Genomic DNA, 23,329 nt, shown 5'->3' with positions numbered 1-23,329 from the left:
CGCGATTGTCTTCGCCGGGGGCGAGTGCCATGAGCATGGTCATGCGTTTCGTGCTTTCGCTGCTCGCCCTTTTGCTGATCGCCGAACCCGCCGCGGCGCAGGAGCGCGCGCCGCTGGTACTGGCGGCGGCGAGCATGCAGGAGGCGTTGACCGATGCCGCCGACGCATGGGCCAAGGCGGGGCATGAGCGGCCGCGGCTGTCGTTCGCGGCATCGTCGGCGCTGGCGCGGCAGATTGCGGCGGGCGGGCGCGCCGACCTGTTCATTTCCGCCGACAGCGACTGGATGGACGATGTCGCGAAGCGCGGGCTGGTCGTCGCCGGGACGCGCGCGGTTCTGGTGCGCAATCAGCTGGTGGTGGTGTCGCGACCGGGCTTGCCGCGCGTCGTCGCAACCAAGGGCGCGGCGCTCGGCAAGCTGCTGGGCGGCGCGCCGCTGGCGATGGCCGATCCCGACAGCGTCCCCGCCGGCAAATATGGGCGCGAGGCGCTGACGCGGCTCGGCGCTTGGACCGCGGTCGCGCCGCGGGTGGTGCGCGCGGAGAATGTCCGGGCGGCGCTGGCGCTCATCGAGCGCGGCGCGGCTCCTTACGGCATCGTCTATGCCACCGACGCGCGCGCCGCGACCGGTGTGCAGGTGGCGGGGGTATTCCCGCCGCGCAGCCATGCGCCGATCGTCTATCCGATCGCGCGGCTGACCGCGGGCGAGAGCTCGGCTGCCGAGGGCTTCCGCCGCTTCCTGCTGTCGCGTGCGGGTCAGGCGATCCTCGCGCGGCGCGGCTTCACGACGCGTTGAGCGAGCTGCTGCCGATCGTCCGCCTGACCCTGCTGGTCGGCGGCACCGCGACATTGGGGGCGCTGCCGATCGCGTTCGCGCTGGCGTGGGTGCTGGCGCGGTGGCGGTTCCCGGGCAAGGTGCTGCTCGACGGGCTGGTGCACCTGCCGCTGGTGGTGCCGCCCGTCGTGACCGGCTGGGTGTTGCTGCTCGCCTTCGCGCCGACCGGGCCGATCGGGCGCGTGCTGGAGGCGGGGTTCGGGATCAGCGTGCTGTTCCGCTGGACCGGTGCGGCAATCGCGGCGGGGGTGATGGCCTTGCCGTTGATGGTGCGCGCGATGCGGCTGTCGATCGAGGCGGTCGACCGGCGGCTGGAACAGGCGGCGCGGACGCTGGGGGCAACGCGCTGGCGGGCTTACGCCACGGTGACGCTGCCGCTTGCCGCGCCGGGGATCGCGGCGGCGCTGGTGCTGGGGCTGGCGCGCGCGATCGGTGAGTTCGGCGCTACGATCACCTTCGTGTCGAACGTGCCGGGGGAGACGCAGACCTTGCCGCTCGCCATCTATGCCGCGCTCCAGCGGCCGGGGGGCGAGGCGGAGGTGTGGCGACTGGCGGCGGTGTCGGTGGCGCTGTCGTTGGTCGCGCTGGTGGTGTCGGAGGCGCTGGTGCGGCGCGCGGGGCGGGGCGTGCATGTCCTTTGACGTCGATGTCTCGGCGCGACGTGGGGAGGCGGTCGTCGGCGCGCGCTTCGTGGCGGGCGACGGGCTGACGGTGTTGGTCGGCGCGTCGGGGGCGGGGAAGACCAGCCTGCTTGACATGATCGCCGGGCTGCTGCGCCCGATGCGCGGGCATGTGCGGGTCGGCGGGCGGACGTTGTTCGATGCCGACGCCGGGGTCGACGTGCCGCCAGAACAGCGGCGGGCGGGCTATGTGTTTCAGGATGCGCGGCTGTTTCCGCACCGGCGCGTGCAGGCGAATTTGCTGTACGGCGCGCGTGACGCGGCGCGGCTGGCGGATGTGGCGGCGACGCTCGACATCGCGCCGCTGCTGCGGCGTTGGCCGCGAACCTTGTCTGGGGGTGAGGCGCGGCGGGTGGCGATCGGGCGGGCGTTGCTCAGTGAGCCGGCGTTTCTGTTGCTCGACGAGCCGCTGTCGTCGCTTGATCCGGCGCGGCGCGAGGAGGCGATGCGCGCGATCGAGCGCGTGCGCGACGCGCGCGCGGTGCCGATCCTGATGGTGACGCATGATATGCGCGAGGCCGAGCGGCTGGGGGATCGGGTGATTACGATCGATCCGTCATTGCGAGCGTAGCGAAGCAATCCAGGGCCGGATCAGGACGCCCTGGATTGCTTCGCTACGCTCGCAATGACGAGCTTGGTTAGCGCAGGCAGCTGTCCAGCCCGGTGCGGCGGACCGCGCCGACGTAGCGCGCGATCTGGTTGCCGCGGCGGCGGACGAAGCCGGTCGGCGCAACCGCCTCGCGCTTCTTCGGCAGCGGCAGCACCGCGGCGATCCGCGCCGCCTCGACCGGCGAAAGCGTCGCGGCGCTGTGGTGGAAATAGCGCTGCGACGCCGCCTCCGCGCCATAGGTGCCGATCCCGGTCTCGGCGATGTTGAGATAGACCTCCATGATCCGCTTCTTGCCCCAGATCGTCTCGATCAGTAGCGTAAACCATGCTTCCAGCGCCTTCCGGGCATAGCCGCCGCCTTGAAAAAGAAAGGCGTTTTTCGCGGTCTGCTGGCTGATCGTCGAGCCGCCGCGGATTCGCTGGCCCTCGGCATTATGCGCCGCCGCCCCGGCGATCGCGCGCCAGTCGAAGCCGTGGTGGCTGCAGAAGCGCGCATCCTCGCCGGCGATCGCGGCGCGCGGCATGTCGGGGTCGATCCGCGACAGCGGCGTCCAGTCCTTTGTCACGGAGTGGCCGCCGATCAGGTCGTCCATCATCGTCATCGTGAAGGGGACGGGAACGATCGCGTAGGCGCCTACCCAGACGAGCGACAGCACGACGAAGCCGAGGACGATTTTGAAGAGCAGGCGCAGCGCGGTGAACATGCGCTGCGTCGTACCGGCACCGGGCGGGGTCGCTCAACCCCTTCCCGGTGCCGTATCGCGTATCAGGCGGTGAGCAGTCGCTTGTCGCCCGCCAGCCGCATCATCGCGCGCTGGAGCTTCTCGAACGCACGCACCTCGATCTGGCGGACGCGCTCGCGCGAGACACCATAGACCTGGCTGAGTTCCTCCAGCGTCTTGGGATCGTCGGTCAGGCGACGCTCGGTCAGGATATGCTTCTCGCGATCGTTGAGATCGTCCATCGCGTTCATCAGCATGTCGTGGCGGACGTCGGCTTCCTGCTGATCGGCGACGACGCTGTCCTGCAGCGGCGCGTCATCCTGCAACCAGTCCTGCCACTGACCCTCGCCGTCCTCACGCATCGAGACGTTGAGCGAGGTGTCGCCGCCCATCGCCATGCGCCGGTTCATGCTGACCACGTCGGCCTCGGTCACGCCGAGATCGGTGGCGATCTTCTGGACGTTCTCGGGCGTCAGGTCGCCGTCCTCGAACGCGTCGAGCCGCGCCTTCATCCGGCGCAGGTTGAAGAACAATTTCTTCTGCGCCGCGGTGGTGCCCATCTTCACGAGGCTCCACGAGCGCAGGATGAATTCCTGGATCGAGGCGCGGATCCACCACATCGCATAGGTGGCGAGGCGGAAGCCGCGATCGGGCTCGAACTTCTTCACGCCCTGCATCAGCCCAATATTGCCTTCGGAGATCAACTCGCTGACCGGCAGGCCATAGCCACGATAGCCCATCGCGATCTTGGCGACCAAGCGCAGGTGGCTGGTGACGAGCTGCGCCGCGGCGTCGGTGTCGCCGTGCTCCTGAAAGCGCTTGGCGAGCATATATTCCTGCTCGGGCGCGAGGATCGGAAACTTCTTGATCTCCGACAGATAGCGATTGAGGCTCTGCTCCCCGCCGAGCGCAGGAATCGTCGCGGGGACGTTGCTGCGGGTTGCCATGATCCTAAGTCTCCCTTCCTTGCGGAATACGCGCGACGTGCCCGCTGGCGACGCCGACCCCGCGTTCCGTTTCTATACGATAAGCTGACTGAACAGTTCCTGCATGTCCGAAGGCATCGCGCTGTCGAAACCCAGCGTTTCGCCGGTGATCGGATGCACGAACCCCAAATGCGCCGCATGAAGCGCCTGTCGCCGGAAATTCAGCGTGTCCAGCACCTGCTTGTGAGCATGTTTTGTTCTACCATAGACCGGGTCGCCCAGCAAGGCGTGGCCGATCGACGCCATATGGACGCGCACCTGATGCGTGCGCCCGGTTTCCAGCCGGCATTCGACCATCGTCGCGTCGCGGAGCAGCTCCAGCGTGCGATAATGAGTCACCGCGCGCTTGCCGCCCTGGACGATCGCGACCTTTTTGCGGTTGTTTGGCGAGCGGGCGAGCGGAGCGTCGACCGACCCCGCCGGGGGCATCGGCCGCCCGCCGACGATCGCGCGATAGCGGCGGTCGATGCTGTGCGCGGCGAATTGTTTTGCTAGCCCTTCGTGCGTCCGGTCGGTCTTGGCGGCGACCATCAGCCCGGACGTGTCCTTGTCGATGCGGTGGACGATCCCGGGCCGCGCGACCCCGCCGATCCCGGACAGCGAGCCGTGGCAATGGTGGAGCAGCGCGTTGACCAACGTCCCGTCGAGATTGCCCGCGGCGGGGTGGACGACCAGCCCGGCGGGCTTGTCGATGACGATCAGATGTTCGTCCTCGAACGCGACGACCAGCGGAATGTCTTGCGCCTCGTTGTGCGCGGGCGTGGGGGCGGGAACCGCGACCGCGAATTGCTCGCCGCCGCGCGCCTTGCGCGACGGATCGCGCATCGCCGTTCCGGCCTGCGTGACTTGCCCGGCGTTGATGAGCACCTTCAGCCGTTCGCGCGACAGCGTCGGCACCGCATCGGCCAGCGCACGGTCCACCCGCCAGCCATCCGCTGCCGGTGCGATCGTCGCTTCGAGAATGATGACCCCCCGGTCCATTGCTTTGCTAGATGGCGATGATGGTCAGGATTACAATCGCCCACCGAAACGAACTAATCGCCTTAGCCGCCGCGGATCCTGACGAAATCTGCGGACTGTTGCTCGGCGCGGGCGATCAAATCATGCGATTGGTGCCGTGCCGTAACGTCGCAGGCGACCGTGCGGTGCGTTTCGAGATCGATCCGGGCGCGTTGATCGCCGCACACCGCGTCGCGCGAAACGGCGGCGCGCAGGTCATCGGGCATTATCACTCGCACCCGTCGGGCGTGGCGAGGCCGTCGCCGCGCGATGCCGCCGATTCCGCGCCGGACGGCAGCATCTGGCTGATCGTCGCGGGCGAGGCGGTGACCGCGTGGCGCGCGGTGGCGGACGGGGGGGTGCACGGCCGGTTCGATCCGCTGGTCCTCGACGTAAGCGGTTGCGCAGACTCCGGCGACTCGCCACAAGGCCGTAACGCCATCCCGCCGAGGTAGCCTTTCCGATGACCATCAGCCCGGTCGATTTCGCTTCGCTCCTCTGTTCGCGGCTGTGCCACGACCTGCTGTCGCCGGTCGGCGCGCTGAACAACGGGCTGGAGCTGTTGAACGACGAAACCGATCCCGAGATGCGCGCGCGCTGTCTGGAACTGCTCAACGAGAGCGCCCGCACCTCGGCGAACAAGCTGAAATTCTTCCGGCTGGCGTTCGGCGCGGCGGGCGGGTTCGGCGAGCGCGTCGACGTGCGCGAGGCGGGGCAGGCGGTCGAGGCGCTGCTGGGCGACAACAAGCGGCTGAACCTGCAATGGATGGTCGAGGCGACCGAGCTGCCCAAGACGGCGGTGAAGGTGCTGCTGAACCTCGCACTGATCGCGGGCGATACGCTGGTGCGCGGCGGCACGGTGACGATCGGCACCGAGGAGAGCGCCGAGGCGACCGAGATCGTGCTACGTGCCGAGGGGCCGCGGATCGTGCTCGACCCCGATTTGCGCACCACGCTGACCGAGGGGCCGGCGGACGACAGCGCGGTCGCGCCGCGTGCCGCCGCGGCGTTCCTGGTCCACGAACTGGTGGGCGAAGCGGGCGGATCGGTGGTAGTCAGCGAGCCGGTCGACGGCGCCTTGCTGTTCGGGGCCGCACTGCCGCACCGATGACGCCCGCCGGGGCGCGGTAAAGACCCTTTTAACGCCTGTCGTGCGATGCCGCCCCCCTAGCCAGGGCAACGGGACCGCATGGACGACCTACTGCAGGAATTCATTGCCGAAACGCGTGAGACGCTGGAAGCGATCTCGGGCGAGATCGTGGGGTGGGAGGCCGACCCCAACGATCGTTCGCGGCTGGATGCGATCTTCCGCTTCGTCCACACGATCAAGGGCAGCTGCGGCTTCCTCGACCTGCCGCGGCTCGCGCGGCTGAGCCACGCCGCCGAGGATGCGCTGGCCGCGGTGCGCGCGGGCGAGCGCGCGCCGGATCAGGCGCTGGTGACGGTGATTCTGGCGATCATCGACCGGATCGGCGAGATCGTCGAGGCGATCGACGCGGGCGAGGCGCTGTCCGAATCGGGCGAGGCGATGCTTATCGCCGCGCTGGACGGCGCGATCGCCGGTGATACGGCAGCGACACCGGAGCCCGCGGACACGGCCGCGGTGGCGCAGGCCGCGCGGGTGACCCCGAAGCGATCCGTGCGATTGTCGGTCGACTTGCTCGACCGCATGATGAGCGGCGTGTCGGACATGGTGCTGGCGCGAAACCAGCTGGCGCGACACTTGCGGATGATCGACGACCCGCGGCTGGAATCGATGCTGGAGCGGCTGAGCATCTCGGTCGACGAATTGCGCGATACGGTGACGCGGACGCGGATGCAGCGGGTCGAATCGCTGTTCTCGGCGCTGCCACGGCTGGCGCGCGATTCGGCGGCGGCGCTTGACAAATCGGTGACGCTGACGATCGAGGGCGGCGACGTCGAGCTGGATCGCGAGATGATCGAGCTGTTGCGCGATCCGCTGGTTCATCTGGTGCGGAACGCCGTCGATCACGGAATCGAAGATCGCGCCGGACGAATGCGCGCGGGCAAGCCGGCCGCCGGGCAGTTGCGGATCGTCGCGCGGCAGGCGGGCAATCTGATCATCATCGAGATCGCCGACGACGGACGCGGGATCGACAGCGAACGGCTGCTCGCCAAGGCGCTGCGCGACCATCCCGAGCGCGCCGCCGAGCTGGCCGCGCTCGACGAGGACGGGCGGCTGAAGTTGATCTTCGAACCCGGCCTGTCGTCGCGCGACGAGGTGACCGCGCTGTCGGGGCGCGGTGTGGGCATGGACGTGGTGAAGGCCAATGTCGAACAGGCCGGCGGTCGCATCTCGGTGCTCAGCCGGCCGGGACAGGGGCTGACGATCGCGCTGGAAGTGCCGCTGACGCTGGCGATCCTGAACGCGGTGCTGGTCGAGGCGGCGGGCACGCGCTTCGCGATTCCGCGCCAGTCGGTCGACGAGATCGTGGCGGTGGACGGCGGCGCGGTGCGCGTCGACCGGGTCGCGGCGGGCGCGGTGGTGCTGCTGCGCGGGCAGCGGCTGCCGATGGTGTCGCTCCCGACGCTGTTGGGGCGGCGGGAGGCGACGGCGGTGCCGGGCTTCCTGGCGATCGTGTCGCTGCGCGAGGGGCGGTTCGCGCTCGCGCTCGACGGGGTGAACGATACGCAGGAACTGGTGGTCAAGCCTGCCGCGCCGGCGGTGATGTGCGCGGGGATCTACGCCGGGCAGATGTTGCCCGATGATGGCGCGCCGATCCTGTTGCTGGATTGCTCGGCGATTGCGGCGCGCGCGGCGCTGGCATTCGAGCGTCCCGACGAGGCGGTGGCCGAGGCCGAGGCGGTCGAGCCGGTTCGCGCGTTGCTGTTCGACGATATCGACGGCGTGCGGCGCATGATCGTGTCAGACGCGGTCGACCGGATCGAGGGCGTCGCGGCGGGCGCGGTGCGTGCGCTGGCGGGCGGGCTGTGGCTGACGATCGGCGACCGTTCGATCCCGGTATGGTCCGGCACCGGCGCGGTGGCGAGCGAGGTGCGCACGGTGCTTCGCCTCCAGCTCGACGATCAGGAGCTCGCCTATCCGATCGCCGACGCGATCGAGATCGTGCCGCTGCCGCAGGACGTCGCGCCTGCCGTCGATCCGCATGGCGTGATCGCGGGGCTGGCGGTGATCGACGGCGAGCCAATCGAGCTGGTCGACCCGTTGGCCTTGTTCGCCGACGCGCCGGCCGCCGCCGAGCGCCCGGTCTGCCTGCTGCACGGCGCAGAGAGCGGCTGGATGGAAGCGTTCCTGAAGCCTGCGATCGAGCAGGCCGGCTACCGCGTGGTGCGGCGCGCGTCGCCGGACATGCCGGTCGCCCTCGCGCTGGCGATGGAGGATGATGCCGACGCCCCGCCGGTGCCGGCCCTGCGGCTGAGCCGCGAGCGCGGCAAGCCGCTCTACCGCTTCGATCGTGCCGCGTTGATCGCCGCGCTGAAGGGATATGCCGCATGATGGGCGCCTTGCATCTGGTCGCGCGGGTCGGTGACCGTGGATTGCTTTTCGACGCCGAACGCGTCGATTCGGTCGTGGAGGTGCACAGCACCGTCCCCGCGCCGGGCGCTGCCCCGGCGGTCGTCGGCTTGGCGGCGATGCGCAGCCGCGTGGCGACCGTGATCGACGTGCGCGAATTGTTCGGCGGGGTGCCGATGGTGCGCGACGGCAAGGGCGGGCGGGCGATCGCGACCCTCGTCGACGGGCACCTCTATGCGATTGCCGTCGATGCGCTGGAGGATGTCGCCACCTTCACGCTCGCGCCCGCGCCGATCGCGCAGGGGACGGCGGGCGACTGGGACTTCGTCACCGGCGTCGCCGAGGGCGATGGCGAGACGTTGATGGCAGTCGACATCGACCGGCTGGTGGCGCGCGCAAGTGCGCTGGGCTGAGCCCCGCCATTAACTCCATCCTTACTGCGCCGCGGCCAAGGTGCGGCATCATCAGGGAAAATCGGAAGTTAGCATGAAGACCTGCCTGATCGTCGATGATTCCAAGGTGATCCGCAAGGTGGCGCGCCACATCCTGGAGGCGCTCGATTTCTCGGTGTCCGAGGCGGGCGACGGGCGCGAGGCGCTGACGCATTGCCGGCAGACGGTGCCAGACGTGATCCTGCTCGACTGGAACATGCCGGTGATGAGCGGAATGGAATTCCTGCGCGCGCTGGGCGAAGAGCCGATGCCGCGCCGGCCGAAGGTGGTGTTCTGCACCACCGAGAACGGCATGGCGCATATCCGCGCCGCGATCGAGGCGGGCGCGGACGAATATGTGATGAAGCCGTTCGACCGGGAGACGCTGCACAGCAAGCTCCAGATCGTCGGCGTCGCCTGATCCCCGCCGGAGACGTGCCGGAACCCGCCATGATTCAGCGCAGCGATCCAAGCGCGGGTGACCGCCGGGTACCGCGTGTCCTGATCGTCGACGATTCGGCGGTCGCACGCGCGGCGCTGTCGCGGTTCATTCTCGGCAGCGGCCGGTTCGAGCTGGCCGGCGCCTTGCCCGACGCGCAGCGCGCACTGGCGTTTCTGCGCAAGGAAGCGGTCGACTTCATCCTCCTCGATCTCGTCATGCCGCACCAGAGCGGGATCGACGCGCTGCCCGAACTGCTGAAGGCCGGGGCGGGGGCGCGGGTGCTGGTGGTGTCCAGCTCGGCGGCCGACGGCGCGGTGGTGACGATGCGTGCGCTGGCGCTGGGTGCGGCCGATACGCTCGTGAAGCCCGGCATAGGCGCCTTTGCGAGCCGGTTCGGCGAGACCTTGCTGGCGCGGCTCGATCTGCTCGCCACGCATGGCGGCAATCGCGCGCTACCGCGGCGCGCGACGGTGATCGCGCCGCCGCCGTTCGACGCGATCGCGATCGGCGCCTCGACCGGCGGCATCCATGCCCTCGCGTCGCTGCTGGAGCAGGTGCCGGCCGAGATGACGCAGCCGATCTTCGTCACCCAGCACCTCCCACCATCCTTCTCGCCGTTCTTCGCCGCGCAGGTCGGAGTCTCAGCCAAGCGCCCCTGCGCGATCGGGCAGGAGCGGCGGCGCGTGGCCGACGGCGAAGTGCTGATCGCGCCGGGCGATGCGCATCTGCTCGGTGGATTACAGCCCGACGGGCATGTAGCGATCCGGCTGTCGCAGGCGCCCAGCCCGACCGGCAATCTGCCCTCCGTGGACCCGATGTTCACCAGCCTGGCGCAGGCTTATGGCCCGCGTCTGCTGGCGATCGTGCTGACCGGGATGGGGCGCGACGGACTGGAGGGCGCGCGCGCAGTGCGTGCAGCCGGGGGCACGATCGTGGTGCAGGATCGCAATTCGTCGGTCGTTTGGGGGATGCCGGGCGCGGTCGCGGAAGCCGGGCTTGCCGATGCGGTGCTCGCGCCGCGTGAGATCGGCGCCATGATCGCGGCGCGGCGGACGGGCGTGCGCGCGTAATGGCGGGGATCGATTCCGGCTCCGCCCGGGTGTTCGCCGCACTGCTAGAGGCGCGCACCGGGCAGCGGATCGCGGTCGGCCGCAGCTGGCGGTTCGAGGCGGCGCTCGGCCCGCTGCTCCAGGCGCATTCGCTCGACCGCGTCGACCAGCTCGCCGCGCGGCTGATCGAAGGGAAGGACAAGCAACTGGCCGACCGGATTGTCGATGCGCTGCTCAATCAGGAGACGTCGTTCTTCCGCGACGCCGGCGTGATCGAGGGCGCGGTGGAGGCGGTCGCGGATCGCGCGCCATTGCGCGTGTGGTGCGCGGCGTGCGCGACGGGACAGGAGCCGCTGTCGCTGGCGATGCTGTTCGCCGAGGCCGGCGGTACGATGCCGGAGATCGTCGCCACCGACGTGTCCTCGGCGGCGATTTCCCGCGCGCGCGAAGGCACTTACTCGCAATTCGAGATCCAGCGCGGGTTGCCGGTGCGGCGGATGGTCAGCTGGTTCGAGCCGGCCGCCGACAATCACTGGCGCGCGTCGGCGACGTTGCTGGGCGCGATCCATTATCGCCGTCACAATTTGATCGCCGACGTGCCGCCGATCGGCGAGTTCGACCTGATCCTGTGCCGCAACCTGCTGTTCTACTTCGCGCCGCATCAGCGCGAACAGGTGCTGGCGCGGCTGGCGGGGGCGCTGAAGCCCGACGGTTTCCTGTTGCTCGGTGCCGGTGAGACGGTGATCGGGCAATCGGAACGGCTCCGTCCCAGTGCGCGGGCGCGTGGTCTTTACGAGCGCGTTCCCGACCCGGCCGACAGCAACCGGGTTTACACCGGGCGCTGATTTCGCGAACGACGGTGGCATCGGGTAACGATGGCGAGGTCGATGGTGACAGGCGGGGAGCGTCGGACGGGCGGATCGGGCGCATGAGGTGTCGCGAGGTGCCGTCGCCCAACTTCAACGAGCGGTCGCTGCCGATCTCGATGATCGTGCTGCACTATACCGGCATGAAGACCGCGCAGGAGGCGCTGGACCGGCTCTGCGATCCTGCCGCCGAGGTGTCGTGTCACTATTTCGTCGATGAGGACGGCACAATTATGCGGCTGGTGTCCGACGACAAGCGCGCGTGGCACGCGGGGGCATCGCATTGGCGCGGCGTGACCGACGTCAATTCGGCGTCGATCGGCATTGAGATCGTCAACCCCGGCCACGACCATGGCTATCGCGCCTTCCCGGAACCGCAGGTCGAGGCGGTGATCCGGCTCGTCGCGCATCTGAAGGACAGGTACGAGATCACGCGCGGCAATATCGTCGGCCATTCCGACGTCGCGCCGCTGCGCAAGCGCGATCCGGGCGAGCTGTTCCCCTGGCACCGGCTCGCGCGGCTGCGGCTGGCGCTGCCGCGGCCGACCAAGAACCTCGTCGATCCGATGTGGGGCGAGGCGGCGTTCTGCCTCGCGCTGGAGCGGTTCGGCTATGATGTCAGCGACCGGATGGCAGCGATCATGGCGTTCCAGCGCCGCTTCCGCCCCGAACTGATCGACGGGGAGATGGATGCGGAGTGCCGGATGATCCTGCTGGCGCTACTGCTGCCCAAGCCGCAGGGCGATGATTAGAACACATCCGTCGCCCCGGACTCGATCCGGGGCCCCGCTTCTTCTTTGCGACAGAAGAAGGAGGCGGGATCCCGGATCAAGTCCGGGATGACGAAAGCCTGATCGCACTGCTTCCCTAACGCCTTCCGCCGCGCTACGGCGAGCGCGCCAGAGGGCCGGGCGGCCGCGTCGCGCGTAAGCGTGCCGAGGAAAGTCCGGGCTCCACGGAACGACGGTGGCGGGTAACGCCCGCCGGCTCGGGCTTCGGCCCGCAGTCAGGGACAGTGCAACAGAGAGCAGACGGCCTGGGCCTCGGCCCGGTCATGGTGAAAGGGTGCGGTAAGAGCGCACCGCGCGGCCGGTAACGGTCGTGGCACGGTAAACCCCACCGGGAGCAAGACCGAATAGGGGCGGCATGGCGGCGCTTGCGTCACCGGGGTGTGTTCCCACCCGCTGCCCGGGTTGGTTGCTGGAGCGCGTCGGCAACGGCGCGCCGAGAGGAATGGTCGCCTATCCCCGTTCGCGGGGTGGACAGAACCCGGCTTACAGGCCCTCTGGCAAATTGGCGGACGCTAGTCAGTTGGCGCGGGCGCGGCGCGTCCTTATGTGCCGCAGCGATGGCACGTATTCCCACCCGATCGAACGACTGGGGCTTTCCCCGCTGGCGCGGCTATGGCGCCAATCGCGAGGCGACGACGGTGCGATTGTGCGATCGCCACGGCTGCACGGAGCCGGGGACGTGTCCCGCGCCCAAGTCGCCGAACAGCCCGGACCGCTGGTATTTCTGTCAGGCGCACGCCGCCGAATACAATCGCGGCTGGAATTATTTCGAGGGCCTGTCCGCCGAGGAAGCGGCGCAGCGCGAGGCGAACGAGCGGCGTGACGCGGGCGGCTTCTCGCAATCGAAGCATCAGGCGTGGGCGGGCTCGGGCGATGGTACGCGCTCACGCGACGAACTGCGCGCGCTGGAGGTGCTGGAGCTGGAGGTCGATGCGTCGTTCGACGACGTGCGGCTCGCGTGGCGGCGAATGGCAAAGTCGAACCATCCTGACGTGCGGCCCGGCGACAAGGACGCCGCGACCCGCTTTCAGGCGATCCAGGCCGCCTATGACGTGCTGCGCGTCGCGGAGGAGGCGCGGACGTGGAAGCCGCGCGCCGAGCCATGAAGGATCAGGTGCGCTCCGGCTGGACCGGCGCGGTGCTGGTGTGCGGGAAGTGCTCCAAGAAGCTGGGCGGCGGGTTCGGCGCGAAGGGCAAGGCGTCGCTCGCCAAGGCGCTTCGCAGTGAGCCGGGGTTCGGCAAGGGACGCAAGGCTGCGGTCGGGGTGGTCGAGGTGAAGTGCCTCGGCATCTGTCCGAGGGGCGCGGTGACGATCGTCGACAGCCGCGCGCCGGGGTGCTGGCGGATCGTGCCGGCGGGGGCGAATGTCGAGGCGTTAGCGGGGCAGTTGAGCCTTCCGCCGTCGTCCCGCACTTGATCCGGGACCCCGCTTCTTTTTCGAGCCGTTGGGTAGAAGCGGGGTCCCGGGTCAAGCCCGGGACGACGGTGTGGTTGAGGGGACCGCCGCGCCCGCTCTCACGCCATCGGTAGCCCCTCCAGCACCTTGTCGAGCGTCAGCGGATAGTCGCGGATGCGGACGCCGCAGGCGTTGTAGACGGCGTTGGCGACCGCCGCCGCGGCGCCGCACAGCCCGAGTTCGCCAACGCCCTTGGCCTTCATCGGCGAGGTCTTGTCGTCGAGCGTGTCGAGGAACACCACCTCCTGATGCGGAACGTCGAGGTGTACGGGCACGTGGTACTCGGCGAGATCGTGGTTGACGAAATAGCCGAAGCGCGGGTCGACGACTGCATCTTCCATCAGCGCCGCGCCGATCCCCATCGTCATCCCGCCGATCACCTGGCTGCGCGCCGATTTCGGGTTGAGGATGCGCCCGGCGTCGTAGACGCCTGACATGCGCCGCACGCGGATCTCGCCGGTATAGACGTTGACCGCCGCCTCGACGAAATGCGCGCCGAAGGTCGCCTGCGCGTAATCCTTCTCCAGCGTGCCGTACTCCATCGTGTCTTCGCCGCTGATCCCCTCGTCGCCCGCCGCCTCGGCGAGATCGACCGCGCGGTTGCCGCTCGACACCTTGCCGTCGGCGAAGGACACGTCGTCGGAGTTGAAGCCTAGCTTCTGCGCGATCCGGCGGCGCAGGTCGACGCAGGCGGCATAGACGCCCGCGGTCGAGCTGTTGCCGCCCCATTGTCCGCCCGAGCCGGCCGACACCGGGAAGCGGCTGTCGCCAAGCAGCACGACGACCTTGTCGAGCGGCACGCCGAGCATCTCGGCGGCGGTCTGCGCGATGATCGTGTAGCTGCCGGTGCCGATGTCGGTCATGTCCGTGGCGACCGTCACCACGCCCTTGCGGTCGACCCCGACGCGCGCGCCCGACTTCATGTTCATGTTGTTGCGGAACGCCGCCGCCATGCCCATGCCGACCAGCCAGTCGCCGTGACGCACCTGCGCCGGCTTCGGGTTGCGGCGGTCCCAGCCGAAGTTTTTCGCACCTTCCTCAAGGCAGCGGACGAGGTTGCGGTCGGAGAATTTGCGCTCGGGCTTTTCGGGATCGACCATCGTGTCGTTGAGGATGCGGAAGCGCACCGGGTCCATGCCCAGCTTCTCCGCCATCTCGTCCATCGCGACCTCGAGCGCCATCATGCCCGGCGCTTCGCCGGGTGCGCGCATCGCATTGGCTTCGGGCAGGTCGAGCACCGCAAGATGTGTTTCGGTGAGGCGGTTGTCGCCGGCGTAGAGAAGCTGCGTCTGGTTGGCCGCGGTCTCCGGGCCGCCGCCAGGCAGGTCGCCCGACCACGTCTGGTGCGCGATTGCGGTGATCTTGCCGGCCTTGTCCGCGCCGATGCGGATGCGCTGGATCGTCGCCGGGCGGTGGGTCGTGTTGTTCATCACCTGCGGCCGCGCGAGCGCGACCTTGACCGGACGACCCGCCGCCTTCGCTGCGAGCGCCGCCATCACCGCGTCGGAGCGCACCCACAATTTGCCGCCGAAGCCGCCGCCGACATAAGGCGAGGCGACGCGGATCTTCTCCTTGGGGATCAGCAGTGTCTCGCTCATATCGCGGACCGCCCAGGCGATCATCTGGTTGCTGGTCCACAGCGTCAGCTCGTCGCCGTTCCATGCCGCAATCGTGGCGTGCGGCTCCATCATCATGTGGCTCTGGTCGGGCGTGGTATAGGTCGCGTCGAGCTTGACCGGCGCGCTGGCGAAGGCACCCGCGAAGTCGCCGCGTGCGGTCTTCATCTTGTCGCCCTTCGCGATCGGCGCGGCGTCCTTGACCGCCTTCAGCTCGTACTTGCCCTTGGCGCGCGCATAGTCGACGCGGACGCGTTTGGCGGCGTCGCGCGCCTGCTCGAACGTCTCGGCGACGACGATCGCGACCGCCTGATCATAATGCTCAACCTCCGGCCCGGCGAGCATCGTCGCGGTATGCGCCTTGGCCTTGCCGAGCTTGCCGGCGTTTTCATAGGTCACGACGGACAGCACGCCGGGCGCGCGCTGTGCATCGGCGGTGTCGATCCGCGTGATACGGCCCTTGGCGACGGCTGCGCCGACGATCACGCCATAGGCATGGTTCGGCGCGACATCGTTGCGTTCGAAGGCATAAGGCGCGGTGCCGGTGACCTTGAGCGGACCGTCGATGCGGTCGGTGGGCCGGCCGATGACCTTCTGCTGGTCGATCGGGTTGCGGCCGGCGGGGGTGTCGAACTTCATGCTGCGCGTCCTTCGGCGAGCACCGCGGTCAGCGTGCGCTCGACCAGCGGGATTTTATAGGCGTTCTGCGACGTCGGCGTGGCACCGGCGAGCGCGGCGGCGGCGATCGCCTTCGCGCCGCCATCGGCCCGCGTCTCGGCGGCGGCGACGCGCCACGGCTTGTGCGCGAGGCCACCGAAGGCAAAGCGCGGCGTGCCGCTCTCGGGCAGGATCGCCGCGACCGAGATCGTCGCGAAGGCGTAGGAGGCGCGGTCGCGGACCTTGCGGTAGATGTGCGTGCCGCGCACCGGTGCGGGGAGCGTCACCGCGGTGATCATCTCGCCGGGGGTGAGCGCGGTTTCGATCCACGGCGTGCTGCCGGGCAGGCGGTGAAAGTCGGCGATTCCGATCGTGCGGGTACGCCCGCCGCCGTCGACCGTCTCGACGGTCGCGTCGAGCGCGCGCATCGCCACCGCCATGTCGCTGGGGTGGGTGGCGATACAATCTTTGCTGGTGCCGATCACCGCCAATGCACGGCTGTAGCCGCCCAGCGCCGCACAGCCCGATCCGGGCTTGCGCTTGTTGCACGCCTGATTGGTGTCGTAGAAGTACGGGCATCGCGTCCGCTGGAGGAGGTTGCCCGCGGTTGTCGCCTTGTTGCGCAACTGCCCCGACGCGCCCGACAGCAACGCGCGGCTGAGCACGCCATAGTCGCGGCGCACGCGGGTGTCGGCAGCGAGCGCGGTGTTGCGGACCAGCGCCCCGACGCGCAAGCCCCCGTCCGGTGTCGCCTCGATCGTGTCTAGCCCGAGCCGGTTGACGTCGACCAGATGCGTCGGCGCCTCGATCTGCAGCTTCATCAGGTCGAGCAAGTTGGTGCCGCCCGCAACGAACTTCGCGCCCGGCTTCGCGGCGACCGCCGCGGCGGCTGCGGCGGGCGAGGTGGCGCGTTCATAGGTGAAGGGCTTCATGCGACGTCCTCCGCACCGGCGACATCGGCGATCGCGGCGACAATGTTCGAGTAAGCAGCGCAGCGACAAATGTTGCCGCTCATCCGCTCGCGGACTTCCTGCGCGTCGATGCGGCCGGCGGCGGTGAGGTCGGTCGAGACGTAGCTCGGCACGCCGTCCTTCACCTCCTGCAACATCGCCACCGCGGCCATGATCTGGCCGGGGGTGCAATAGCCGCACTGATAACCGTCATGCTTGACGAACGCGGCCTGCATCGGGTGGAGGTCGCCCGGCTTGCCGAGGCCCTCGATCGTCGTGATCTCGTCGCCGTCATGCATTACCGCGAGCGTCAGGCAGGAGTTGATCCGCTTGCCCTCCACCATCACCGTGCAGGCGCCACACTGGCCGTGGTCGCAGCCCTTCTTGCTGCCGGTCAGGTGCAGATGCTCGCGTAGCGCGTCGAGCAACGTGACGCGCGGATCGAGATCGAGCGCGCGCTTCTTGCCGTTGAGGGTGAACGACACCGGGACGGTGGCGGCGGGTGCTTCCGCGGGCAGCGGCTGGGCGTCGAGCGGCAGCGCGGTGGTGGAGGCGGCGGCAACTCCGCTGACGAGCGCCCCGCGTCGCGTGAGGCTGATTCCGTTGGTGTCGGTCATGTCGGTCCTGCTGCGGGAACGGGCAGGAGAGCCGCTCCCTTCGATGAAACGCGCCCGATCCATGTTATATCCGGCTGCAATACTTGGATACACGCGCCGCTGGCGGGCGGCCATCGCCTGTATTAACATCCATGTCAAAAGCATGGAGAGGAAGCGCATGGCGACGGCGGTGACGGGGGAGTCCACGGCAATGGCTCCGGGCGAGTGGGAGGCGCGGGTCGATCTCGCCGCCGCCTATCGGCTGGTGGCGCTCTACGGCTGGGACGATTTGATCTTCACGCATCTGTCTGCGCGCGTGCCGGGACCGGAGCATCATTTCCTCATCAACCCCTATGACATGATGTTCGAGGAGATCACCGCCTCGTCGCTGGTCAAGATCGATGTCCACGGGCAACCGGTCGGCGCGAGTGCGCATCCGGTCAATCCGGCCGGCTTCACGATCCACTCCGCGATCCACATGGCGCGCGACGATGCGCAGGCGGTGATGCACCTCCACACGCCGCACGGGCAGGCGGTGTCGGCGATGGCGTGCGGGCTGTTGCCGCATACGCAGACCGCGATGATCGCATCGCACGATGTCGCCTATCATGAATATGAGGGGATCGCGACCGATCTTGAGGAGCGCGAGCGGTTGGTGGCCGATCTGGGTACGCGTCATGCGATGATCCTGCGCAATCACGGCACGCTGACCGTCGGCGACTCGGTCGCGTCATGTTTCCTGCGGCTCTATTTCCTCGAACGTGCGTGCGAGGCGCAGGTGATGATGCTTTCTGCTGGCGCCCACGGCTTGCACACGCCGCCGCAGGGCGTCGAGGACAAGGTCGCGCGACAATCGCCACCGGCCGGGATCGGCATGTTGGCGCGCGGACTGGCGTGGCCTGCATTGTTGCGCAAGCTCGACCGGATCGACCGCTCGTACCGCGATTGATGCTTGGCGAGCCCCTGCCGGGTGCGATACGTGAGCGCTAACAAGCGATGGAGGGGATGATGGCGATGTGGCGCATGTTGTTGGCGGGATCGGTAATGGCGCTCGCGGCGCCGGCGATGGCGCAGGAGGCGACCCCGCGCTTCGCGCATATTTTTGCCGATCATGCCGTGCTCCAGCGCGGCCGGCCGATCGCGGTGTGGGGGCAGGGCGCGCCGAACGCTGCGGTGACGGTGCGGCTCGGCCAGCAGAGCGCGACCGCGACCGCCGATGCGCAGGGGCGCTGGCGCGCGACGCTGCCGGCGCAGGCGGCCGGCGGGCCGTACACGCTGGCCGTCGAGGGCGGGCAGACGCTGAGCGACATCATGGTCGGCGACGTTTTCCTGTGCGGCGGCCAGTCGAACATGGAATTCATGGTCAAACAGTCGACCAATGCCTGGGGCGCGCTGCAGACCCCGGCAGACCCCGACCTGCGCTATGCCACCATCCCCGACACCAGCCGCGCGCAGCCGCTCGCCGATCTGGAAGCGCCCGCCAAATGGCAGCGCGTCGGGCCGGAGACGGTCGGCGACGCCTCGGCGGTCTGTTATTACATGGCGCGTTCGCTGCGGCAGAGCGAGAAGGTGCCGATCGGCTTCATCAATTCCGAATGGGGCGGGACGCGGATCGAGAGCTGGATCGGCCCGACGTCGCTCGCGACCCTTCCACGGCTGAAGGACGGAATCGCCGCGGTTGATCTCTACGGGCGCGATCCGGCCAAGGCGCTAGCGCAGGACGGTGCGCGGCGGGAGGCGTGGTGGAAGGCGCATGATCCCGCCGCCGCGCGGCAGGCGGCGTTCCGGCGGCCCGACTTCGACGATGCCAAATGGGCGACGATCCCGACCGCGCCGTGGAAGGAAGCGGGCGTGCCTGCGCTGTCGGCATTCGAGGGGGTGATGTGGCTGCGTGGCACGATCGACCTGACGGCCGAACAGGTCGCGGCGGCCAAGACGCTGCAACTCGGGCCGATCGACCAATATGAGGAGACGTGGGTCAACGGCCGCTATGTCGGCGGCGGCAGCGTCAACTGGGCGTGGCGGCATTACGATGCGCCGAAGGGGACGTGGAAGGTCGGGCGCAACGTCGTCGCGATGCGCGTGCTGGGCGGGGTGAACGGCGGCGGGCTTACCGGCGCCGCGCCGCGCGGGCTGGAGCTGAGCGACGGGACGCTGGTGCCGTTCGCGGGGCCGTGGCGCTATTTAAAGGGCCGCGCGCTGACCGGGGAGAAGATCGCGCCCGCGCCGTGGGACGTGCCGAACAGCCTCGCAACGCTCCACAACGGCATGATCGCGCCGTTCGCCGGCTACGGGCTGAAGCTCGCCGCCTGGTATCAGGGCGAGTCGAACGCGGGCGAGGCGTCGACCTATCGCGAACTGATGACGCTGTTGATGGCCGACTGGCGGCGGACCTTCGCGGCGCCGACCTTGCCGTTCTTCGTCGTCCAGCTCACTTCTTATGGAAAGCCGTCGACCGCGCCGCTCCAGTCCGGCTGGGCGGAGCTGCGCGAGGCGCAGGCGCAGGCGGTGGCGCAGGACGCCAACGCCGGGCTGGCGGTGACGCTGGACGTCGGCGACCGGTTCGACATCCATCCGACGCAGAAGACGGTGGTCGGCGAGCGGCTGGCGCGGCTGGCGCGCGTCGTTGCCTACGGTCAGCCGGGCTTGCGCAGCGGGCCGGAGGTGGCGGGCGTATCCCGCAGTGGCAGCGATCTGGTGGTGCGCTACCGCAACGTCACCGGCGGGCTGCACACGTACAGCGCCGGGCAGGCCATCGGGTTCGAGGCGTGCGCGGGCGATACCTGCCGCTACGTGCCGGCGGAGGCGCGCGGCGATACGGTGGTGCTGCCGGGCGCGAACGCCGCGGCGGTGACGAAGGTGCGCTATGCGTGGAGCGATGCGCCGTTAACGAACCTGTTCGATGGCGTGGACCTGCCCGCCGCGCCGTTCGAACGGGTGGTGGAGTGAGCGCGGCGTCATTGCGAGCGTAGCGAAGCAATCCAGGGCGTCCTGATCCGGCCCTGGATTGCTTCGCTACGCTCGCAATGACGGGCTCGGGCATGTTCCCGTCCCCCGGCGAAGGCCGGGGCCCAGTTGGCAAGGCTAGCGAAATGAAGCGCGACGCTCCTAACCAACGTCCCCCAACCGGCACCGGCCTCCCGCCGGGGTGACGAGAAATTGCATCGAGGTCCCGGGTTCCCGTCAAGCATAGCGCGCCCCTGATTGAATCCGCGACGACACACCCCAAACCAAAATGGCCCCGGCATTGCTGCCGGGGCCATTCGCTTGCTGCACGCAAAGCGACTTGGGATCAGTCGCGGTCGCCGGTCAGGAAGGCCGGGGCGAAAGCGGGCGCATCGCCCTCTTCCTTACCACCACCTTCGCCGCGCTCGCGACGCGGGCCGCGGCCCTCACGACGCGGGCCACGGTCGCCGCCGCGATCACCACCGCGGTCGCCGCCACGGCCACCGCCGTCACGGCTGCCGCCGTCGCGACGCGGACCACGGTCGCCGCCGCGATCGCTGCGCTCGCGCGGCTCGCGCGCCGGACGGGTGTCTTCCAGCTCGGCACCGGTTTCCTGATCCACGACGCGCATCGAAAGGCGGACCTTGCCGCGCGGATCGATCTCGAGGACCTTGACCTTCACGGCCTGCCCCTCGGTCACGACGTCGCCCGGCTTCTCGACGCGCTCGTTCTTCATTTCGCTGACGTGGACGAGACCGTCCTTGCCGCCCATGAAGTTCACGAACGCCCCGAAGTCGACGATGTTGACGACCTTGCCGTCGTAGATCTTGCCGACCTCGGCCTCTTCGACCAGCCCCTTGATCCACTTGATCGCGGCGTCGATCTGCGCGTGATCCGACGACGACACCTTGATAACGCCCTCGTCGTCGATGTCGACCTTCGCGCCGGTGGTGGCGACGATCTCGCGGATCACCTTGCCGCCGGTGCCGATCACTTCGCGGATCTTCGACTTGTCGATCGTGAAGGTCTCGATCCGCGGCGCGTGCGCCGACAGTTCGGTGCGGGTCGAGTCGAGCGCCTTGGCCATCTCGGCCAGGATGTGCGCGCGGCCCTCATGCGCCTGCGCCAGCGCGACCTTCATGATCTCTTCGGTGATGCCGGAGATTTTGATGTCCATCTGCAGCGCGGTGATGCCCTCGCTGGTGCCGGCCACCTTGAAATCCATGTCGCCGAGGTGATCCTCGTCGCCGAGGATGTCCGACAGGACTGCAAAGTCCTTGCCCTCGAGGATCAGCCCCATCGCGATGCCCGACACCGGGCGCTTCAGCGGCACGCCGGCGTCCATCATCGACAGCGAACCGCCGCACACCGTCGCCATCGACGACGAGCCGTTGCTCTCCGTGATGTCGCTGGTGACGCGGATCGTGTAGGGGAATTCCTCCTTGGTCGGCAGCACCGGGTGCAGCGCACGCCACGCCAGCTTGCCGTGGCCGACTTCGCGACGACCCGGCGCGCCGAAGCGGCCCACTTCGCCGACCGAATAAGGCGGGAAGTTATAGTGCAGCATGAAGTGCTGATACGACAGGCCGTTCAGACCATCGATCATCTGCTCCGCATCGCGGGTACCCAGCGTCGTGGTCGCGATCGTCTGCGTCTCGCCACGCGTGAACAGCGCCGAGCCGTGCGCGCGCGGCAGGAAGTGGACTTCTGCCTCGATCGGACGGACGGTCTTGGTGTCGCGCCCGTCGATGCGGCGGCCGGTCTTCAGGATCGCGGTGCGGACGATATCCGCCTCCAGCTTCTTCACCAGCTTCAGGCTGGCGAGATAGCCTTGCGGATCGCTGTCCTTAAGGTCGGCCATGCCGTCGCGCGCCTTGGTGCGTGCGGCGTTGATCGCGGTCTGACGCGCCTGCTTGTCGGTCAGCTTGTAGGCCGCCTCCAGATCCTTGCCGATCAGCTTCTTCAGCTTGGTCTTCACTGCCGCGCTGTCGGCCTGCACCTTCAGCTCCCACGGCTCCTTCGCCGCCTGCTCGGCCAGGTCGATGATCGCGTTGATGATGTCCTGCGACGCCTTGTGCGCGAACATCACCGCGCCCAGCATCACGTCCTCGGACAGCTCCTTGGCTTCCGACTCGACCATCATCACCGCGTCGTGGGTGGCGGCGACCATCAGGTCCAGTTCGCCCTCGACGACCTGCGCGTCGGACGGGTTGAGGATGTATTCGCCGTCCTGATAGCCGACGCGCGCCGCGCCGATCGGGCCCATGAACGGCACGCCCGACAGCGTCATCGCCGCCGAGGCCGCGATCATCGCCAGCAGATCGGGCTCGTTCTCGCCATCATACGACATCACCTGCGCGATGCAGTTGATCTCGTTGTAAAAGCCTTCGGGGAACAGCGGGCGGATCGGGCGATCGATCAGGCGGCTGACCAGCGTTTCACGCTCGGTCGCGCCACGCTCGCGCTTGAAGAAGCCGCCGGGGATGCGGCCGCTGGCGGAGAACTTCTCCTGATAGTGAACGGTGAGCGGGAAGAAGTCCTGCCCTTCCTTCACGGTCTTGGCGGCGGTCACGGCGCACAGCACCACCGTTTCGCCGAGCGTCGCGATCACCGCGCCGTCGGCCTGGCGGGCGACCTTGCCCGTCTCCAGGGTCAGCGTCTTGCCGCCCCACTGGATTTCCACCTTCTTGGTATCGAACATATGATTTCCTTCACTCCCCGCACCCGATGCGCGGGGGGCCTGCGTACGGGCCGGTAGTGGCCCGGGAAGATATGGCCGTATTGCCGTCTCTTCCGTCCCGGCTCCAGCGGGCCGGGGAGGGGGTGCCGTCTGGCGCCCCTACATGCTGGACCCGGCTTACGCCGGGATGACAAAGAGGAATGACAAAAGGGGCGACCTTGCGGGCCGCCCCTTCATGTTACTTGCGGAGCCCGAGCTTCGCGATGAGCGCCAGATAACGATCACCGTCCTTTTTGCGGAGATAGTCCAGCAGCGAGCGCCGCTTGTTGACCATCATCAGCAGACCGCGGCGGGAGTGGTTGTCCTTGGCGTGGCCCTTGAAGTGCTCGGTCAGGTTCTTGATCCGCTCCGTCAGGATCGCGACCTGGACCTCGGGCGAACCGGTGTCGCCTTCGGCGCGGGCGTTGTCCTTGATGACTTCCTGACGGCGTTCTGCGGTAATCGACATATAGGTTCCTACGACA

General features: G+C 68.6%; 23 protein-coding genes and 1 other RNA gene. 16 read left to right on the top strand and 8 right to left on the bottom strand.

Going from position 1 to position 23,329, the window contains the following annotated elements; all coding sequences use genetic code 11:
• Positions 1-35 precede the first annotated feature (35 nt).
• Genes modA through SPHPH_RS0107390 form a run of 3 tightly spaced genes read left to right on the top strand, consistent with a single transcriptional unit; the run spans position 36 to position 2,084 of the window.
• Positions 36-794: a molybdate ABC transporter substrate-binding protein gene (gene modA, locus SPHPH_RS0107400; RefSeq protein ID WP_037489284.1), complete on the top strand. Its 759-nt coding sequence runs from the start codon at positions 36-38 to the stop codon at positions 792-794.
• Positions 791-1,474 carry a molybdate ABC transporter permease subunit gene (modB, locus tag SPHPH_RS0107395; protein ID WP_028966131.1) on the top strand — a complete coding sequence of 228 codons (684 nt, stop codon included), beginning with the start codon at positions 791-793 and terminating at the stop codon, positions 1,472-1,474. Before modA ends, modB begins: the two co-directional genes overlap by 4 nt.
• Positions 1,464-2,084 (top strand): ATP-binding cassette domain-containing protein, encoded by a 621-nt coding sequence (locus SPHPH_RS0107390; RefSeq protein WP_028966130.1) that lies wholly within the window; start codon positions 1,464-1,466, stop codon positions 2,082-2,084. Before modB ends, SPHPH_RS0107390 begins: the two co-directional genes overlap by 11 nt.
• A gap of 67 nt (positions 2,085-2,151) precedes the next feature.
• Here SPHPH_RS0107390 and mtgA read toward each other — a convergent pair whose 3' ends face one another.
• From mtgA to SPHPH_RS0107375, 3 genes are all read right to left on the bottom strand, one after another.
• A complete protein-coding gene (gene mtgA, locus SPHPH_RS0107385) occupies positions 2,152-2,826 on the bottom strand; it encodes a monofunctional biosynthetic peptidoglycan transglycosylase (protein WP_028966129.1) in 675 nt (224 codons plus the stop codon).
• Between the two features lie 62 nt (positions 2,827-2,888).
• Positions 2,889-3,791, bottom strand: a complete 903-nt coding sequence (rpoH, locus tag SPHPH_RS0107380; RefSeq protein ID WP_028966128.1) for an RNA polymerase sigma factor RpoH — start codon at positions 3,789-3,791, stop codon at positions 2,889-2,891.
• Between the two features lie 72 nt (positions 3,792-3,863).
• Positions 3,864-4,811 (bottom strand): RluA family pseudouridine synthase, encoded by a 948-nt coding sequence (locus SPHPH_RS0107375; protein ID WP_028966127.1) that lies wholly within the window; start codon positions 4,809-4,811, stop codon positions 3,864-3,866.
• 17 nt (positions 4,812-4,828) lie between these two features.
• On the opposite strand from SPHPH_RS0107375, the gene SPHPH_RS0107370 reads away from it, so the two are divergent.
• The 11 genes from SPHPH_RS0107370 to SPHPH_RS0107320 all read left to right on the top strand — a co-directional run bounded on the left by SPHPH_RS0107370 (position 4,829) and on the right by SPHPH_RS0107320 (position 13,321).
• Positions 4,829-5,284 (top strand): M67 family metallopeptidase, encoded by a 456-nt coding sequence (locus tag SPHPH_RS0107370; RefSeq protein WP_028966126.1) that lies wholly within the window; start codon positions 4,829-4,831, stop codon positions 5,282-5,284.
• Between the two features lie 8 nt (positions 5,285-5,292).
• A complete protein-coding gene (locus SPHPH_RS0107365; RefSeq protein ID WP_028966125.1) occupies positions 5,293-5,940 on the top strand; it encodes a histidine phosphotransferase family protein in 648 nt (215 codons plus the stop codon).
• A gap of 78 nt (positions 5,941-6,018) precedes the next feature.
• Positions 6,019-8,307 (top strand): chemotaxis protein CheA, encoded by a 2,289-nt coding sequence (locus SPHPH_RS0107360; RefSeq protein WP_028966124.1) that lies wholly within the window; start codon positions 6,019-6,021, stop codon positions 8,305-8,307.
• Positions 8,304-8,738: a chemotaxis protein CheW gene (locus SPHPH_RS0107355; RefSeq protein ID WP_051272889.1), complete on the top strand. Its 435-nt coding sequence runs from the start codon at positions 8,304-8,306 to the stop codon at positions 8,736-8,738. Before SPHPH_RS0107360 ends, SPHPH_RS0107355 begins: the two co-directional genes overlap by 4 nt.
• A 73-nt stretch (positions 8,739-8,811) precedes the next feature.
• A complete protein-coding gene (locus tag SPHPH_RS0107350; RefSeq protein ID WP_028966122.1) occupies positions 8,812-9,177 on the top strand; it encodes a response regulator in 366 nt (121 codons plus the stop codon).
• Positions 9,178-9,206: 29 nt separating this feature from the next.
• Positions 9,207-10,268, top strand: coding sequence for a chemotaxis protein CheB (locus SPHPH_RS0107345; protein WP_037488253.1), 1,062 nt, complete (start codon positions 9,207-9,209; stop codon positions 10,266-10,268).
• A complete protein-coding gene (locus SPHPH_RS0107340; RefSeq protein ID WP_028966120.1) occupies positions 10,268-11,092 on the top strand; it encodes a CheR family methyltransferase in 825 nt (274 codons plus the stop codon). The genes SPHPH_RS0107345 and SPHPH_RS0107340 overlap by 1 nt, the downstream gene beginning before the upstream one ends.
• Before the next feature lie 83 nt (positions 11,093-11,175).
• The gene (locus SPHPH_RS19115; RefSeq protein ID WP_037488250.1) at positions 11,176-11,865 is read left to right on the top strand and encodes an N-acetylmuramoyl-L-alanine amidase; all 690 of its coding nucleotides are present in this window, start codon (positions 11,176-11,178) and stop codon (positions 11,863-11,865) included.
• A 147-nt stretch (positions 11,866-12,012) separates the two neighbouring features.
• Positions 12,013-12,406, top strand: an RNA gene (gene rnpB / locus SPHPH_RS20610) — RNase P RNA component class A.
• A gap of 55 nt (positions 12,407-12,461) precedes the next feature.
• Entirely contained in the window at positions 12,462-13,010 is a 549-nt protein-coding gene (locus SPHPH_RS0107325) for a J domain-containing protein (protein WP_028966118.1), read from the top strand.
• The gene (locus SPHPH_RS0107320; protein WP_028966117.1) at positions 13,007-13,321 is read left to right on the top strand and encodes a hypothetical protein; all 315 of its coding nucleotides are present in this window, start codon (positions 13,007-13,009) and stop codon (positions 13,319-13,321) included. Before SPHPH_RS0107325 ends, SPHPH_RS0107320 begins: the two co-directional genes overlap by 4 nt.
• A gap of 98 nt (positions 13,322-13,419) precedes the next feature.
• Here SPHPH_RS0107320 and paoC read toward each other — a convergent pair whose 3' ends face one another.
• From paoC to paoA, 3 genes are read right to left on the bottom strand one after another with little or no spacing between them, the layout of a single operon-like run.
• Positions 13,420-15,615, bottom strand: coding sequence for an aldehyde oxidoreductase molybdenum-binding subunit PaoC (gene paoC, locus SPHPH_RS0107315; protein WP_028966116.1), 2,196 nt, complete (start codon positions 15,613-15,615; stop codon positions 13,420-13,422).
• Positions 15,612-16,565 (bottom strand): FAD binding domain-containing protein, encoded by a 954-nt coding sequence (locus SPHPH_RS0107310; RefSeq protein WP_028966115.1) that lies wholly within the window; start codon positions 16,563-16,565, stop codon positions 15,612-15,614. Before SPHPH_RS0107310 ends, paoC begins: the two co-directional genes overlap by 4 nt.
• Positions 16,562-17,200: an aldehyde dehydrogenase iron-sulfur subunit PaoA gene (gene paoA, locus SPHPH_RS0107305; RefSeq protein ID WP_028966114.1), complete on the bottom strand. Its 639-nt coding sequence runs from the start codon at positions 17,198-17,200 to the stop codon at positions 16,562-16,564. Before paoA ends, SPHPH_RS0107310 begins: the two co-directional genes overlap by 4 nt.
• Before the next feature lie 157 nt (positions 17,201-17,357).
• Here paoA and SPHPH_RS0107300 point away from each other — a divergent pair, with 157 nt between their 5' ends.
• Together SPHPH_RS0107300 and SPHPH_RS0107295 are read left to right on the top strand one after the other, a co-directional pair.
• Positions 17,358-18,128, top strand: coding sequence for a class II aldolase/adducin family protein (locus tag SPHPH_RS0107300; RefSeq protein WP_028966113.1), 771 nt, complete (start codon positions 17,358-17,360; stop codon positions 18,126-18,128).
• A 59-nt stretch (positions 18,129-18,187) separates the two neighbouring features.
• Positions 18,188-20,128, top strand: coding sequence for a sialate O-acetylesterase (locus SPHPH_RS0107295; RefSeq protein ID WP_202900646.1), 1,941 nt, complete (start codon positions 18,188-18,190; stop codon positions 20,126-20,128).
• 343 nt (positions 20,129-20,471) lie between these two features.
• Here SPHPH_RS0107295 and pnp read toward each other — a convergent pair whose 3' ends face one another.
• Together pnp and rpsO are read right to left on the bottom strand one after the other, a co-directional pair.
• Positions 20,472-22,826, bottom strand: coding sequence for a polyribonucleotide nucleotidyltransferase (gene pnp / locus SPHPH_RS0107290; RefSeq protein WP_028966111.1), 2,355 nt, complete (start codon positions 22,824-22,826; stop codon positions 20,472-20,474).
• A 217-nt stretch (positions 22,827-23,043) separates the two neighbouring features.
• Complete coding sequence (rpsO, locus tag SPHPH_RS0107285; protein ID WP_028966110.1) at positions 23,044-23,313, bottom strand: 30S ribosomal protein S15; 270 nt, start codon at positions 23,311-23,313, stop codon at positions 23,044-23,046.
• Between the last annotated feature and the right edge of the window lie 16 nt (positions 23,314-23,329).

The organism is Sphingomonas phyllosphaerae FA2 (assembly GCF_000427645.1).
Lineage (GTDB): Bacteria > Pseudomonadota > Alphaproteobacteria > Sphingomonadales > Sphingomonadaceae > Sphingomonas > Sphingomonas phyllosphaerae.
This window is presented reverse-complemented; position numbering and strand designations above follow the sequence as displayed.

Coding starts and splice junctions, on each gene's coding strand:
- modA (WP_037489284.1), top strand. CDS start 36: ATGGTCATGCGTTTCGTGCTTTCGCTGCTCGCCCTTTTGCTGATCGCC.
- SPHPH_RS0107390 (WP_028966130.1), top strand. CDS start 1,464: ATGTCCTTTGACGTCGATGTCTCGGCGCGACGTGGGGAGGCGGTCGTC.
- mtgA (WP_028966129.1), bottom strand. CDS start 2,826: ATGTTCACCGCGCTGCGCCTGCTCTTCAAAATCGTCCTCGGCTTCGTC.
- rpoH (WP_028966128.1), bottom strand. CDS start 3,791: ATGGCAACCCGCAGCAACGTCCCCGCGACGATTCCTGCGCTCGGCGGG.
- SPHPH_RS0107375 (WP_028966127.1), bottom strand. CDS start 4,811: ATGGACCGGGGGGTCATCATTCTCGAAGCGACGATCGCACCGGCAGCG.
- SPHPH_RS0107370 (WP_028966126.1), top strand. CDS start 4,829: ATGATGGTCAGGATTACAATCGCCCACCGAAACGAACTAATCGCCTTA.
- SPHPH_RS0107365 (WP_028966125.1), top strand. CDS start 5,293: ATGACCATCAGCCCGGTCGATTTCGCTTCGCTCCTCTGTTCGCGGCTG.
- SPHPH_RS0107360 (WP_028966124.1), top strand. CDS start 6,019: ATGGACGACCTACTGCAGGAATTCATTGCCGAAACGCGTGAGACGCTG.
- SPHPH_RS0107355 (WP_051272889.1), top strand. CDS start 8,304: ATGATGGGCGCCTTGCATCTGGTCGCGCGGGTCGGTGACCGTGGATTG.
- SPHPH_RS0107350 (WP_028966122.1), top strand. CDS start 8,812: ATGAAGACCTGCCTGATCGTCGATGATTCCAAGGTGATCCGCAAGGTG.
- SPHPH_RS0107345 (WP_037488253.1), top strand. CDS start 9,207: ATGATTCAGCGCAGCGATCCAAGCGCGGGTGACCGCCGGGTACCGCGT.
- SPHPH_RS0107340 (WP_028966120.1), top strand. CDS start 10,268: ATGGCGGGGATCGATTCCGGCTCCGCCCGGGTGTTCGCCGCACTGCTA.
- SPHPH_RS19115 (WP_037488250.1), top strand. CDS start 11,176: ATGAGGTGTCGCGAGGTGCCGTCGCCCAACTTCAACGAGCGGTCGCTG.
- SPHPH_RS0107325 (WP_028966118.1), top strand. CDS start 12,462: ATGGCACGTATTCCCACCCGATCGAACGACTGGGGCTTTCCCCGCTGG.
- SPHPH_RS0107320 (WP_028966117.1), top strand. CDS start 13,007: ATGAAGGATCAGGTGCGCTCCGGCTGGACCGGCGCGGTGCTGGTGTGC.
- paoC (WP_028966116.1), bottom strand. CDS start 15,615: ATGAAGTTCGACACCCCCGCCGGCCGCAACCCGATCGACCAGCAGAAG.
- SPHPH_RS0107310 (WP_028966115.1), bottom strand. CDS start 16,565: ATGAAGCCCTTCACCTATGAACGCGCCACCTCGCCCGCCGCAGCCGCC.
- paoA (WP_028966114.1), bottom strand. CDS start 17,200: ATGACCGACACCAACGGAATCAGCCTCACGCGACGCGGGGCGCTCGTC.
- SPHPH_RS0107300 (WP_028966113.1), top strand. CDS start 17,358: ATGGCGACGGCGGTGACGGGGGAGTCCACGGCAATGGCTCCGGGCGAG.
- SPHPH_RS0107295 (WP_202900646.1), top strand. CDS start 18,188: ATGGCGATGTGGCGCATGTTGTTGGCGGGATCGGTAATGGCGCTCGCG.
- pnp (WP_028966111.1), bottom strand. CDS start 22,826: ATGTTCGATACCAAGAAGGTGGAAATCCAGTGGGGCGGCAAGACGCTG.
- rpsO (WP_028966110.1), bottom strand. CDS start 23,313: ATGTCGATTACCGCAGAACGCCGTCAGGAAGTCATCAAGGACAACGCC.